Below are 14,194 nucleotides of genomic sequence, written 5' to 3'. Positions count from 1 at the left end.
CGGGGTCGACCGCGGTGTGCGTCGGTCGGGAAGCCCGGCTTCCGGCCCGGCCATCTGCGGAGACGCTGGTGGACTGGACCAAGCCGGGCGGCCCGGCGGAATCCGGGCAACCGGATCGACCACGGTCGGGCCGGGCGCTCGGCCCGACCGACGGCCGACAAACGGAGGCGGACGCCTCAGCGGCTCTGCAGCGCGTCGAGGGCGACCGCCATGGCGATGACCAACCGTCGGTCGATCTGCGGGTGCTGGATCTCGACGAGGTACCGGTCGCGCAGGCCCCACTTCTTCACGACCGAGAACACCGGCTGACCGCCGGCCACGAAGTCGAAGTGGTACGGCAGCCAGGAGAGAAAGTCGACGAACCGGCGCAGCAGCGCCACCGGCAGGCTGCGCTCCTGCCCGGTGACCTGCGGCAGGCCGGCCTGCTCGACGTGCCAGGTGGAGCGCAGCAGCGACTGGGCGAAGTCCTTGCGGAACAGGCCGACCGGGGTGCCGGCGTGGTCGGTCACGTCGTAGGTGGCACCGAGGTCGATCACCTGGCGGGCCTTGAAGCCGAGCAGCGGGGTCTGCTTGGAATCGTCGGTGTAGATGGTCACCTGTTCCTTGAACGCGAGCCGCTTCTGCTGCGCGAACGCGAGCAGTGCGCCCTCGGAGCCGTCCGGCGCCACCGCGTGGACCTCGTACTGGTTGACCATCATCCGGATCCGCTGGCGGATGAGGAACTGGTGCTGGGTCTGCAAGCTGTCGAGCTGCATCCGGTCTCCTTCAAGAAATGAACGCCGGAGTTTTGCACAGTTCGGCCCTCGACGTGCACCCGCCGGCCCGCACCCCTCAGCGTCCGCCCGGCCCGGCCGCCATCCGACTCCGACCGCCCGGCCACCATCCGACTCCGACCGGCCCGGCCGGCGTCAGCGACCAACAAACAGACACACCAGCGGGACGCCGCTCCGACCGAAGCCTGCGGGCCCGACGGTAGGCGCGGGAAGCCCGGCGACGGGAACGGGATCAGGCGGTCTCCGCAGCGCGCCCCTCGGTGACCGATCGTTCCGACGACCGGTTGTCCTGCCGAGGCAGGGCCGTCCCGCGTTCGCCCCGGGGCCCGGTGGCCGCGGCCAGGTTGGCCAGGACCACGTCGAGAACCCGGACCGCGTCCGGTTTGGAGAGTGGGTTGTTGCCGTTGCCGCACTTCGGGGACTGGACGCAGGACGGGCACCCCGACTCGCAGCCACACTCGGCGATCGCGTCGCGGGTGGCGCCCAGCCAGGCCGCCGCCGTCCCGTACGCCCGCTCGGCGAAGCCGGCGCCGCCGGGGTGGCCGTCGTACACGAAGACGGTGGGTGCCTCGGTGTCCGGGTGCACGGCGGTCGACAGCCCGCCGATGTCCCAGCGGTCGCAGGTCGCCATCAGCGGCAGCAGGCCGATCGCGGCGTGCTCGGCGGCGTGCAGCGCGCCCGGCACGTCGGCGGGCTCAACACCGGCGAGAGCCAGGGATTCCGGCGAGAGGGTGAACCAGACGGCGACGGTACGCAGCTCGCGTACCGGCAGGTCCAGCGGCCGGGTGTCGATCACCTCGCCGGTGGCGATCCGCCGTCGCTGGTACGACACCACCTGGCTGGTCACGTCCACCTCGCCGAGGAAGAGCCCGACCGGCCCGGCGTCCACGTACGACCGGACCGACACCACGGACAGCGAGGTGACGTCCCGGGCGTGGGTGGACCAGTCCGGCTCCTCGGCGTGCACCAGTGCGCACCCGTCGGCCAGGTCGAGCGAGTCGACCACGTACGAGACGCCCTGGTGCAGGTAGACCGCGCCGGGGTGGAGCAGGAAGTGCGAGGAACCGCCGTCGACGGTGCCGAGCAGCCGCCCGGTGGACGCCTCGACCACGCAGACCGGTGCCCCGTCCTCGCCGCGCAGGTCGACCTCGGGGCGTTCCCGGTGCCGCCAGTACCAGCCGGTGGGTCGCTGCCGCAGGGCGCCGGCCTCGACCAGCGAGTCGACCGCCTCCTTCGCCCCCTCCCCGAAGAGTTCCAGGTCGGCCGGGGTGAGCGGGGCCTCGAACGCGGCGCAGGCGAGCTGCGGGGCGAGCACGTACGGATTGGCCGGGTCGAGCACGGTCGCCTCGACGGGCCGGCCGAACAGCGCCTCCGGGTGGTGCACCAGGTAGGTGTCGAGCGGGTCGTCCCGGGCCACCAGCACCGCGAGGGCCTCGTCACCGGAGCGGCCGGCCCGGCCCGCCTGCTGCCAGAGCGACGCCCGGGTGCCCGGCCAGCCGCAGATCAGCACCGCGTCCAGCCCGACCAGGTCGACCCCGAGTTCGAGGGCGTTGGTGGAGGCGAGCCCGAGCAGGTCGCCGTGCAGCAGCGCGCGTTCCAGTTCCCGCCGCTCCTCCCGCAGGTAGCCGGCCCGGTAGGCGGCCACCCGGGCGCCGAGCCCGGGCACCGCCTCGTCCAGCGCGCGCCGGGCGTTGGCGGCGACCACCTCGGCGCCGCGCCGGGACCGGACGAAGGCGAGCGTGCGTACGCCCTCGACCACGCTGTCGGCGAGCAGGTCGGCGGTCTCCCGCAGCGCCGACCGGCGCACCGGTGCCAGGTCCGCCGCCGAGGCCGACGTAGCCGACGTGTCAGAAGGCAGCAGCGGCGGCTCCCACAGCGCGAAGGTCACCCCGCCGCGCGGCGAGGTGTCCTCGGTGACGGCCGCGACCGGCAGGCCGGTGAGCCGCCCGGCCGCCGCCGCCGGGTCGCCCGACGTGGCGGACGCGAGCACGAAGCCGGGGGTGCTGTGCGAGCCCGCGAGCACCTGACCGGGGGTGCTGTGCGAGCCCGCGAGCGCCTGACCAGGAGTGCGGCCGTACTTCGCGCACTGCCGGCGTAGCCGGCGCAGCACGTGCGCCACGTGCGAGCCGAACACGCCCCGGTAGGTGTGGCACTCGTCGACCACCACGTACGCGAGCCGGCGCAGGAAGCCGGACCACTGCGCGTGCCCGGGCAGGATGCCGTGGTGCAGCATGTCCGGGTTGGTCAGCACGAATCGGGAGTGCTGGCGGATCCACTTCCGCTCGGCGCGCGGGGTGTCCCCGTCGTAGCAGGCGGGGCGTACCCCATCCAGCTGGAGGTCGGCGACGGCGCGCAACTGGTCGGCGGCGAGCGCCTTGGTCGGGGCCAAATAGAGCACGGTGGCGCGCGGATCGGCGAGCAGCGTGGCCAGCGCCGGCAGTTGGTACGCCAGGGACTTGCCGGACGCCGTCCCGGTGGCCACCACCACGTGCTGCCCGGCGTACGCCAGCTCGGCGGCCTCGGCCTGGTGCCGCCACGGGGCGACCACGCCGCGCCGGGCGAACGCCGCTCGCAGTTCCTCCGGCGCCCACGCCGGCCACGGCGCCGGCTCCCCGGCGCGGGCCGGCACCCGCTCGACGTGGGTGACCGGGTCGCACGCGTGCCGGGCGCGCAGCCGACGCAGCAGCTCGGCCGGCGGTCGCCCGGGGCCGCTGCGCGCGGATACGGCGTCGGTCACGTCCTGCACCTTCAGAAGCACGATCGGAGAGATGAAACGCGGGGGGCCTGGGTAAGGGAGAGCACCGGCCGGTGGCCATGGGCGTGTCGGCGGAGGTGGTTAGATGCCCAGGAGAGCTTACCGAGGAGGGGCCGATGGAGCTGTCGCTGGCGACCCGCACCGTGGGGGAGCACACGGTGCTCGAGGTCGGCGGTGAGGTGGACGTGTACACCGCGCCACGCCTGCGGGAACGGCTCCTCGAACTGATCGACGGTGGTGCCCGCCAGGTCGTGGTCGACCTGGGGCGGGTGGACTTCCTCGACTCGACCGGTCTCGGCGTGCTGGTGGGCGCCCTGAAGCGGCTCCGCTCGGCCGGCGGCTCCTTCGCCCTGGTCTGCGACAAGGAGCCGCTTCTCAAGATCTTCCGGATCACCGCGTTGGACCAGGTCTTTCCGCTGCATCCCACGGTCGATGCGGCGGTCAGCGCCGACCCGACCGGCGCCGGCGCGTGATGGCCACGGTCAAGCTCGCCTTCTCGCCGGCCCCGGTGCACGTCCGCACCGCCCGCCTGGTCGGCGTCGCGGTGGCCCGCCGGGCCGGCGTACGCGAGGACCTGCTCGACGAGGTGCGCCTGGCGATCGGTGAGGCGTGCACCAGGGCGGTCGCCCTGCACCGGCAGTACGGGCTGCCCGACCCGGTGCTGGTGGAGATGTCCGACAGCGGGGCGTACGCGGTGCGGGTGGTGGATCGCGCCCCGATCGAGGCGAGCATCGGTCTGGCCGCCCTGCCCCCGGACGAGCTGGCCAAGGAGTCGCTCAGCGAGGATGCGCTGACCACCGGCGTCGGCTTCGCCCTGCTCGCCGGCTTCGTGGAGGACCTGCAGGTACGCCCGGTCGACGAGGGTGTCGGCACCGAGGTCCGGATGGTCTGGCCGGTCGGCCGCTCCTGACGTATCACCCGCAGGCCGCGTTCCCGCCCAGGGAGCGCGGCCTCGTCGTGCCGCCCGGGGCCATATATCAGATTTTTTCGCATAGCACAGCGACGAAGATCATCTGCGAATGGTGCCCCCTGCGTGTGACCCTCAACACGCTGGAGGGCTACAGTACGCGGGTTGTCAGCAAGTGATCCGGCCCGCAGCCAGCGGGAATGGGTGCCGATCGCTGGTCCGCCAGGGTGGGTTGGCGCTCGCTTGCGAATCCGCATCCAGGCGTCGGCCCGTGCGTCTCCACCGGTCGGCGCGAGTGTTCGGTACAGGAGGACGTAGATGTCCGGGACCTTGGCCGCCGACGGCGGCGCTCTGTCCCTTACCGGAGCCAATATGGCGTATGTCGTCATCGCCGCGGTCATCGCGTTGGTGGCGCTCGTCTTCGCCGCCACCTTGACCAAGGCGGTGCTGGCAGCCGGTACGGGCACCAAGAACATGCAGGAGATCTCCGGGGCCGTGCAGGAGGGCGCCACCGCGTACCTGCTGCGGCAGTTCCGCACCCTGGCGATCTTCGTCGTTATCGCCGTCGTGCTGCTGTTCCTGCTGCCGGTGCACGACACCGACGGCAGCGAGACCTGGGTGAAGATCGGCCGGTCGTTCTTCTTCGTGGTGGGCGCCGGGTTCAGCGCGTTCATCGGCGGCGCCGGCATGTGGCTGGCCACCCGCGCCAACCTGCGCGTCGCCGCGGCCGCCCGGGAGAGGGAAGGCGGGCGCGAGGGCGCCATGAAGATCGCCTTCCGGACCGGTGGCGTGGTCGGCTTCCTCACCGTCGGCCTCGGTCTCTTCGGCGCCGCGCTGGTCGTCATCCTCTACAAGGGCGACGCCCCGACCGTGCTGGAGGGCTTCGGCTTCGGTGCCGCGCTGCTCGCCATGTTCATGCGGGTCGGCGGCGGCATCTTCACCAAGGCCGCCGACGTCGGCGCCGACCTGGTCGGCAAGGTCGAGCAGGGCATCCCGGAGGACGACCCGCGCAACGCGGCCACCATCGCCGACAACGTGGGCGACAACGTCGGCGACTGCGCCGGCATGGCCGCCGACCTCTTCGAGTCGTACGCGGTCACCCTGGTCGCCGCGCTGATCCTGGGCCGGGCCGCGTTCGGCTCGGAGGGCCTGGTCTTCCCGCTGATCGTCTCCGGCATCGGCGCGATCATCGCGATCATCGGCGTCTTCATCACCCGGCTGCGCGCCTCCGACCGCAACGGCCTGACCGCCATCAACCGGGCCTTCTTCCTCTCCGCGCTCATCTCCGCGGTGCTGGTGGCGATCGCGGCCTTCGCCTACCTCCCGTCGACCTTCGCCGAGCTGAAGGGCGGGCTGACCGACGTCGACCGCAACCCGCAGATGGTGGCCATCGGCGCGGTGGTGATCGGCATCGTGCTGGCCGCCGCGATCCAGGCGCTCACCGGCTACTTCACCGAGACCGACCGGCGCCCGGTGCAGGACATCGGCAAGAGCTCGCAGACCGGCCCGGCCACCGTCATCCTCGCCGGCATCGGCGTCGGCCTGGAGTCGGCGGTCTACTCGGCTCTGCTGATCGGCGCTGGCGTGTTCGGCGCGTTCCTGCTCGGCGGCAGTTCGATCACCCTGTCGCTGTTCGCGGTCGCGCTGGCCGGCACCGGCCTGCTCACCACCGTCGGCGTGATCGTCGCGATGGACACCTTCGGCCCGATCTCCGACAACGCCCAGGGCGTGGCCGAGATGTCCGGCGACATCGACGAGCACGGCGCGCGGACGCTGACCGAGCTGGACGCCGTCGGCAACACCACCAAGGCGATCACCAAGGGCATCGCGATCGCGACCGCGGTACTGGCGGCGACCGCGCTGTTCGGCTCGTACACCGACACGCTGAAGACCGCGTACGGCGACGCGAAGGTGAGGGATGTCGAGGCGGCGATCGCCGACCTGCTGAACGTGGCCAACCCGCGCAACCTGGTCGGCCTGATCGTCGGCGCGGCGGTGGTCTTCCTCTTCTCCGGCCTGGCCGTCAACGCGGTCTCCCGCTCGGCCGGCGCCGTGGTGATGGAGGTACGCCGGCAGTTCCGCGAGCTGCCCGGCATCATGGACCGCACCCAGCGCCCCGAGTACGGCAAGGTCGTCGACATCTGTACCCGGGACGCGCAGCGCGAGCTGATGACCCCCGGCCTGCTGGCCATCATGGCGCCGATCGCGGTCGGTTTCGGCCTCGGCCCGGGCGCGCTGGCGTCGTACCTGGCGGGTGCGATCGGGGCGGGCACGCTGATGGCGGTCTTCCTGGCCAACTCCGGCGGCGCCTGGGACAACGCCAAGAAACTGGTGGAGGACGGCGCGTACGGCGGCAAGGGCTCCGAGTCGCACGCCGCGACCGTCATCGGCGACACCGTCGGCGACCCGTTCAAGGACACCGCCGGTCCGGCGATCAACCCGCTGATCAAGGTGATGAACCTGGTCTCGCTGTTGATCGCGCCGGCCGTGGTGGCCTGGAGCGTGGGCGCGGACAAGAGCAACGGCCTGCGGATCACGATTGCCGTGGTGGCCGCGCTGGTCATCGTCGCGGCCGTGGTGTTCAGCAAGCGCAAGGGCATCGCCATGGGCGACTCCGACAGCGGCGACACCGGTGCCGGCAGCCCGGAGGAGCGGGTGGAGCCGGTCGGCGCCTGAGCCGACGAGAGAGCGGTGACGGTTCCCGGTCGGCGTTTCTGCCGGCCGGGAACCGGGCCGACCCGGTGGCTCCGGGTCCGAAACCTGACCGCTGGTACTTCCACCGTGAGGTCGTACGCTGCTTCGCATGCGTACCCGCCGGGCGGCAACCGCCGGAAAGCTCACGGTGGTCCTGGCCACGCTCAGCCTCTTCGTCGCCGGGTGCGGCGGCCCCAGCCCTCGGGCCTGGGCCGCCACGGTCTGCCAGGCGCTCACCCCGTGGCGCTCCGAGATCAACAAGCTGACCAGCAGCACCCAGCAGCAGATGACCGCGCAGACCACCCCGGCGCAGGCCAAGGAGAACCTGGTCCGGCTCTTCGCCGGGGCCGAGGAAGCCAGCGAGACCGCCCGGCGCAAGATCGAGCAGGCCGGCGTGCCGGAGACGGACCACGGCGAGGAGATCTCCGCCGGGTTCCGCACCTCCCTGAGCAAGATGCGGGACGCGTACGGTCGGGCCCGGGACACCATCGACCGGCTGGACATTGCCCAGGCCGGCCCCTTCTACGACGGGGTGCGGGCCGCGGTGGACACCCTCAACAAGGAGTACGACGCGAGCGCGCTGGATACCAGCAAGCTCAACTCGCCAGAGCTCAAAGAGGCCTTCGACGAGGTCCCGGAGTGTCGCTGACGCCCCCATCCCCGCACCCGGTCCGCCAGCCCTCGCTGTTCTCCACCGAGGCGGCGGATCCGTCGCTGGCGGACCTGGCCGGCCTGCTCGCCGGGCCGGGGGAGGTGGTCCGGATGGGCGGCACGGCACGGCTCGCCGTGGTGGTGGGGGCCGCCTGGCGGGTGCACGTGCTGGTGGCCGAGCTGGGTGCACGGGGGGTGGCGGCGAGTTGGGAGCCGACCGAGGACGGCCGGCACCTGGTCCGCACCGCGTACGCCACCACGCTGGCGCCGCTCGCCACGGCCTGGCTGCGCGGCACCGCGAAGCGGCCCCCGACCGGCTTCCACCTCAACGGGCGCCGGCTGCGGCTCTGGCTGACCGCCGCCGGGGTGGTCGGCCCGGTCGGCGTCCAGCTCGGCCTCGGCCCGGCCGACGAGGAGTGCCGGTCGCGGGTACGGGCGGCGCTCGCCGCAGTGGGGCTGCCGGCGGCGTTCGTGGAGCCGGACGAGGGTGGGCCCGCGTACCGGATCACCGGGCGGCGGGTGGCCCGGCTGGCCGAGCTGGTGGGTGACCGTCCCAAGGCCACGCCGACGGCCGAGTGGCCGGGCGCCGGCTGACGGCGCAACCCTGCCGGCTGTCCGATCCTGGACACCTTCACGACGGGTTCGCGCAGGAAAACGGGCCGGTGACCGCTCGCCCGAGCGTGCGTGATCGTCACAGTGACGAGCTCGACGCCCTACCCACGGTGTACGGTGACGCCGTCCGGCGGGTGCCGCCGCGCCGGACGGCGGTCCCCCGAACCGGACCGTTTGCCGCCCACGGAACCCGAAGCGCGGACGGCGCGTTACGTTGGACATCCGGACCGCCGGTGGTCCGGCTGGTGCAACACTGCCTGAAACGGGCAGTAGGTAAGACGGCCCGGGCGCGGGCCGGACGCAGGAGTGAGGTGGGAGAGAGACGTGCCGAGTAACGCTGGAACCACCCGTCTGGTCATCGTCGAGTCACCGGCGAAGGCCAAGACGATCTCGGGCTACCTGGGCCCGGGGTACGTCGTGGAGGCCAGCTTCGGCCACGTCCGGGACCTGCCCCGCAACGCGGCCGACGTGCCGGCCAAGTACAAGGGCGAGCCGTGGGCGCGGCTCGGCGTGGACGTCGACAACGGGTTCCACGCGCTCTACGTGGTCTCGCCGGACCGCAAGCAGCAGATCAGCAAGCTGACCAAGCTGGCCAAGGAGGTCGACGAGATCTTCCTGGCGACGGACGAGGACCGCGAGGGCGAGGCGATCGCCTGGCACCTGGTGGAGACGCTCAAGCCCAAGGTGCCGGTCAAGCGGATGGTCTTCCACGAGATCACCAAGCCGGCCATCCAGGCCGCGGTGGCCAACCCGCGGGAGATCGACCGCGATCTGGTCGACGCGCAGGAGGCCCGACGCATCCTCGACCGGCTGTACGGCTACGAGGTCTCCCCGGTGCTGTGGAAGAAGGTCATGCCGAGGCTCTCGGCGGGCCGGGTGCAGTCCGTGGCGACCCGGATCGTGGTCGAGCGGGAGCGGCAGCGGATGGCCTTCCGCACCGCCGAATACTGGGACATCCTGGCCAGCCTCGCGGTGGCGAAAGGCGGCGAGGGGCCGCGGGCCTTCAACGCCACCCTGATCGCGCTGAACGGCGACCGGATCGCCACCGGCAAGGACTTCGAGCCGACCACGGGCCGGGTTCGCGCCGGCGCGGGCGTCGTGCACCTCGACGAGAGCGGGGCCCGGGGGCTGGCGGCCCGGCTGGAGGGGCGGCCGTTCACCGTCACCCGGGTCGAGGAGAAGCCCTACCGGCGCCGCCCGTACGCGCCGTTCATCACCTCCACCCTCCAGCAGGAGGCGGCCCGCAAGCTGCGGTTCTCGTCGCAGCAGACGATGCGCACCGCGCAGCGGCTGTACGAGAACGGCTACATCACCTACATGCGTACCGACTCGGTGAACCTGTCGGAGACCGCCGTCGCGGCGGCCCGCCGGCAGATCGTCGAGTTGTACGGCGAGCGCAGCGTGCCGCCGGAGCCGCGCCGATACACCGGCAAGGTGAAGAACGCGCAGGAGGCGCACGAGGCGATCCGCCCGGCGGGGGACAACTTCCGCACCCCGGGTGAGGTGGCCAGGGAGTTGTCGGCCGAGGAGTTCAAGCTCTACGAGCTGATCTGGCGGCGCACCATCGCCTCCCAGATGACCGACGCGGTCGGCTCCAGCGTCTCGGTGCGCATCCGCGCGGTCTCCTCCGCACAGGAGGAGGCCGACTTCGGCGCGACCGGCAAGACGATCACCGACCCCGGCTTCCTGCGCGCGTACGTGGAGTCGAGTGACGACGAGAACGCCGAGGCGGAGGACGCCGAGCGGCGGCTGCCCACCCTGGTGAAGGACCAGCCGCTGACGGCCGAGGAGTTGGCCGCGCAGGGCCACCACACCCAGCCGCCCGCCCGTTACACCGAGGCGTCGCTGGTCAAGGCACTCGAGGAGCTGGGCATCGGCCGCCCGTCGACGTACGCGTCGATCATGCAGACCATCCAGGACCGCGGCTACGTCTCCAAGCGCGGCCAGGCGATGATCCCGTCGTTCCTGGCGTTCGCGGTGATCGGGCTGATGGAGCGGCACTACCCGCGGCTGATCGACTACGACTTCACCGCCAGCATGGAGAACGAGCTGGACGAGATCGCCGGCGGCGACCACGCGGCGGTCGACTTCCTCACCGCGTTCTACTTCGGCAGCGCCAACGGTGTCGGCGACCGGGACATCGCCCACGCCGGCGGCCTGAAGAAGCTGGTGACGGAGAACCTCAGCGACATCGACGCGCGCAGCGTCAACTCGATCCCGCTCTTCACCGACGAGGAGGGGCGCGAGGTCGTCGTCCGGGTCGGCCGGTACGGGCCGTACCTGCAGCGGGCGCTGCCGGGCGAGCAGCCCGCGCCGGCCGGTGAGGGCGAGGAGGGCGGCACCCCCGGCGACCGGGCACCGATCCCCGAGGGGCTGGCGCCGGACGAACTGACCCCGGAGAAGGTCCACGAGCTGTTCCTCGGCGGCGGGGGCGAGCGCAAGCTCGGCGACGACCCGGCCACCGGCGAGCCGATCGTGCTCAAGTCCGGCCGGTTCGGCCCGTACGTGGCCAGCGGGGAGCGCAAGTCATCGCTGCTGCGCTCGCAGTCGCCGGACTCGCTCACCTTCGACGAGGCGCTCAAGCTGCTCAGCCTGCCCCGGCTCGTGGGGGTGGCCCCGGACGGGGTCGAGGTGTTCGCCAACAACGGCCGCTACGGCCCGTACGTCAAGCGCGGTGACGAGTTCCGCTCGCTGGACTCGGAAGAGAAGATGTTCACCGTCACGCTGGACGAGGCGCTCGCGCTGCTGGCCGCCCCGAAGACCCGCCAGCGGCGGGCCGCCGCGCCGCCACTGCGGGAGATGGGCACCGACCCGCAGACCGAGAAGCCGCTGGTCATCAAGGACGGCCGGTTCGGGCCGTACGTCACCGACGGGGAGACCAACGCGTCGCTGCGGCGCGGGCAGACCCCCGAGGCGTTGACCCTGGAGGAGGCCTCCGAGATGCTCGCCGAGAAGCGGGCGAAGGGTCCGGCGCCGAGGAAGAAGGCTGCGGCGAAGAAGGCGGCCCCGGCCAAGAAGACGGCGGCGGCGAAGAAGACCACCGCCAAGGCGGCCGGCGCGGTGAAGAAGGCCACTGCGGCGAAGAAGACCGCGCCGAAGAAGGCGACCAGCGCCGGCAATAGTGACTAACCCCACTGCCGTACTGGGCACTCACCCAGGTCATGCAGCGCGTGGTGACCCTCTACGGCAAGCGCTGCCTGATCGCCTACCAGCTCGTCCGGCAGCCGCCGGTGGCGACCATCCTCGCCACCGGGGCGGTGTCGGTCGGTTCGTACCTGATCATCATCAGCGGCATCCTCGCCGGCCTCGTTCCGGTGAGCTGACCTTCGGATCAGTCTGCGGGCAGGTCGGCGGTGGCCAGCGCCGCCACCAGGGCGGCCCCTCGCGACGGGTCCCGGCGTACCGGCCCGGTGATCTCCACATGAATGAAGACCGACTGGCGTCGGCGCGCCTCGTCGGCCTGCACGTTGGTGGTCCCCTCCAGCTGCCCGCACTTCTCGGTCCAGGCGCGGCAGGTGGCGAAGCCGGCGCCTTGCAGGGCGTCGGCCACGCGTCGCAGGGGTGGGTTTGGCCGGCGCTGCCCGTTGGAGACCACCGCGTCCGTTCCGGGCAGGCTCTGCTCGGCGAAGCCGTGCAGTTGGATCTGGTTGACGCGGGCGCGGGCGAACTGACCGGCGACGACCTGGAAGATGCCGTCGGGGTTGTGCGCGGCGTCTGCCCGGTTCTTGGCGGCCCGCCGGTGCGACCCGGCGACCAGCAGCACCGAGCCGGGCACGGCCCGGAACAACAGCGCCCCGAGGCCCTCGGTCTGCAGGTCGGAGTTGGGGTGCGGCACCTCGATCGCCAGCCTGGCTGGCCGCGACAGGTCGACCACCAGCATCCCCCAGGGCTGGTCGCTGCCCGGTTCGGTCTGGTATATGGCGTACTCGCGGCCGGTGGCCGAGTCGGTGCCGACGGTGCTCCGGTAGCCGGCGGCGGTGAGCAAGCCGGTCGCCTTTGGCAGCCCGTCCCGTCCCACCAGCAGTAGGTCGACCGCGTCCCGGACGCGGGAGCGTTCCTCGGCGGTCGGGTCCCGGTAGGCCGCGGTGGGCTTCAGCCGCCCGCCGAAGTCGATGATCGCGGCGGCCAGGTCCGCTGGGCCCGAACTGGCCGGCGTGACCGGATCCGCCGAGGTGGGGTTCGCGGATGACGCGGGGGGCGAGTGGGACACCCGGGGGGCGGAGTCGCAGCCAACGAGGAACAGCGCCGCGCCGAGGCAGGCGGCGACCCCGGCGCTGATCAGGCGGTTGCGGGGCACGTGGGGAGACTACCGGCCCGGTCAGTGCCCGGCCGACTCCCGTCAGGGGCCGAACACTCGCTCCAGGTACGGGTTGCTGAACCGGCGGTCGGGGTCGAGGCGGTCGCGGACCGCCAGGAAGTCGCGGAACTTCGGGTACGCCGGTGCGAGCGACGCCGCGTCCCGGTAGTGCAGCTTGCCCCAGTGCGGCCGGCCGCCCAACTCCGCCGCCACCTCCTCGAACGCGCGGAAGTACGGCTCGAAGGGCATGCCCACGTACTGGTGGATGGCGAGGTACGCCGAGTCCCGCCCGTAGCCGTGGGAGAGCCAGATGTCGTCGGCGGCGGTGAACCGTACCTCGACCGGGAAGAGCACCTTGAACGGCAGCCGGTCGACGATCCGGCGCAGCTCGTCGAGGGCCGCCGGCAGGGTGGCCCGCGGCAGGGCGTACTCCATCTCCACGAAGCGGACCCGGCGCGGGGTGCAGAAGACCCGGTCGGAGCGGCCGGTGTAAACGCGTTCGGTGAGCGCCCGGGCGGCGACCGCGCTGATCCCCGGTACGAGCGCCGGCACGGCCCGGCCCACCCGGCAGGCCCCGGCGAAGACGGTGTTGGCCAGGAACTCGTCGTCCAGCCAGCCACGCCAGCGGGGCAGCGGCCGGTCGTCGGCGGGCACCCGGTCGTTGGTCTTGACCTGCACCCGTGCCGTGTACGGGAACCAGTAGAACTCGACGTGGTCGTGCTCGCCGGCCAGCGACGGCAGGTCGGCCAACACGGTGGAGAGCGCCGCCGGCCGTTCGTGCGCGCGGAGCACGAAGGCGTCGACGCAGCGCAGGGTGACCTCGACCAGCACCCCGACCGCGCCGAGCCCGACCCGGGCGGCGGCGAAGACGTCGCGGTGCTCGTCGGCCGAGCAGCGCAGCACCTCGCCGGTGCCGGTGACCAGGGTCAACCCGGTGACGAAGGTGGACAGGCAGCCGAGTCGCGCGCCGGTGCCGTGGGTGCCTGTGGAGAGCGCCCCGGCCACCGTCTGCGCGTCGATGTCGCCGAGGTTGGGCAGGGCCAGGCGGTGGACGGCGAGCAGGTCGTTGAGGGCGCGCAAGGTCATCCCGGCCGGCACGGTGACCAGCCGGCGGGCGGTGTCCACGGTGACGCCGGTGTCCAGGTCGGCCAGGTCGAGCCGGTGCCCGTCGGTCAGGGCGGCCCCGGTGAACGAGTGGCCGCTGCCGACCGCCCGGATCGGCTGGCCGGCGTCGGCGGCGGCCCGGACCGCCTCGACGACCTCGTCGACGGTGCGGGGGCGCGCCACGAGGGCGGCGATGCTGCGCTGGTTGCCGGCCCAGTTGGACCAGGCGGCTGGCGTACCGGCCATCCACGCTCCTCGACATGAATACGAACTGAGTTCATACCAGGAACGTTGTTCCTGGTAAATACCGCAATCGGGGCACGCTCGTTGTACCGGTAGTCACAGTCTGGTGACGTGCAGATAAGTTCATCCGTCGAAGGGGGGTGGCGCCGAGTGTCCAC

11 protein-coding genes are annotated in these 14,194 nt (G+C 72.3%); 7 read left to right on the top strand and 4 right to left on the bottom strand.

Annotated elements, in window-relative coordinates:
- Positions 1–176: 176 nt before the first annotated feature.
- Both ACNAW0_RS11980 and ACNAW0_RS11975 read right to left on the bottom strand, forming a co-directional pair.
- Entirely contained in the window at positions 177–755 is a 579-nt protein-coding gene (locus tag ACNAW0_RS11980) for a hypothetical protein (protein ID WP_416287873.1), read from the bottom strand.
- A gap of 250 nt (positions 756–1,005) precedes the next feature.
- The gene (locus ACNAW0_RS11975; RefSeq protein ID WP_416287941.1) at positions 1,006–3,519 is read right to left on the bottom strand and encodes a DEAD/DEAH box helicase; all 2,514 of its coding nucleotides are present in this window, start codon (positions 3,517–3,519) and stop codon (positions 1,006–1,008) included.
- 125 nt (positions 3,520–3,644) lie between these two features.
- Here ACNAW0_RS11975 and ACNAW0_RS11970 point away from each other — a divergent pair, with 125 nt between their 5' ends.
- The 7 genes from ACNAW0_RS11970 (at position 3,645) to ACNAW0_RS11940 (ending at position 11,715) form a co-directional block, all read left to right on the top strand.
- Complete coding sequence (locus ACNAW0_RS11970) at positions 3,645–4,001, top strand: STAS domain-containing protein (RefSeq protein ID WP_416287872.1); 357 nt, start codon at positions 3,645–3,647, stop codon at positions 3,999–4,001.
- Positions 4,001–4,438, top strand: coding sequence for an ATP-binding protein (locus tag ACNAW0_RS11965; protein ID WP_416287871.1), 438 nt, complete (start codon positions 4,001–4,003; stop codon positions 4,436–4,438). The genes ACNAW0_RS11970 and ACNAW0_RS11965 overlap by 1 nt, the downstream gene beginning before the upstream one ends.
- A gap of 315 nt (positions 4,439–4,753) precedes the next feature.
- Positions 4,754–7,111 carry a sodium-translocating pyrophosphatase gene (locus ACNAW0_RS11960; protein ID WP_416287870.1) on the top strand — a complete coding sequence of 786 codons (2,358 nt, stop codon included), beginning with the start codon at positions 4,754–4,756 and terminating at the stop codon, positions 7,109–7,111.
- 127 nt (positions 7,112–7,238) lie between these two features.
- Positions 7,239–7,778: a hypothetical protein gene (locus ACNAW0_RS11955; RefSeq protein WP_416287869.1), complete on the top strand. Its 540-nt coding sequence runs from the start codon at positions 7,239–7,241 to the stop codon at positions 7,776–7,778.
- Positions 7,769–8,374 (top strand): hypothetical protein, encoded by a 606-nt coding sequence (locus ACNAW0_RS11950; RefSeq protein WP_416287868.1) that lies wholly within the window; start codon positions 7,769–7,771, stop codon positions 8,372–8,374. Before ACNAW0_RS11955 ends, ACNAW0_RS11950 begins: the two co-directional genes overlap by 10 nt.
- A 342-nt stretch (positions 8,375–8,716) precedes the next feature.
- The gene (gene topA, locus ACNAW0_RS11945; RefSeq protein WP_416287867.1) at positions 8,717–11,521 is read left to right on the top strand and encodes a type I DNA topoisomerase; all 2,805 of its coding nucleotides are present in this window, start codon (positions 8,717–8,719) and stop codon (positions 11,519–11,521) included.
- 32 nt (positions 11,522–11,553) lie between these two features.
- Entirely contained in the window at positions 11,554–11,715 is a 162-nt protein-coding gene (locus ACNAW0_RS11940) for a hypothetical protein (protein WP_416287865.1), read from the top strand.
- Positions 11,716–11,723: 8 nt separating this feature from the next.
- Here ACNAW0_RS11940 and ACNAW0_RS11935 read toward each other — a convergent pair whose 3' ends face one another.
- Both ACNAW0_RS11935 and ACNAW0_RS11930 read right to left on the bottom strand, forming a co-directional pair.
- Positions 11,724–12,689 carry a hypothetical protein gene (locus tag ACNAW0_RS11935; protein WP_416287864.1) on the bottom strand — a complete coding sequence of 322 codons (966 nt, stop codon included), beginning with the start codon at positions 12,687–12,689 and terminating at the stop codon, positions 11,724–11,726.
- Between the two features lie 42 nt (positions 12,690–12,731).
- The gene (locus ACNAW0_RS11930; RefSeq protein WP_416287863.1) at positions 12,732–14,039 is read right to left on the bottom strand and encodes a D-arabinono-1,4-lactone oxidase; all 1,308 of its coding nucleotides are present in this window, start codon (positions 14,037–14,039) and stop codon (positions 12,732–12,734) included.
- Positions 14,040–14,194 lie beyond the last annotated feature (155 nt).

This window comes from Micromonospora sp. SL1-18, assembly GCF_047921505.1.
Lineage (GTDB): Bacteria > Actinomycetota > Actinomycetes > Mycobacteriales > Micromonosporaceae > Micromonospora.
The sequence above is the reverse complement of the archived record's forward strand: the minus strand, read 5'-3'. Positions and strand labels throughout refer to the sequence as shown.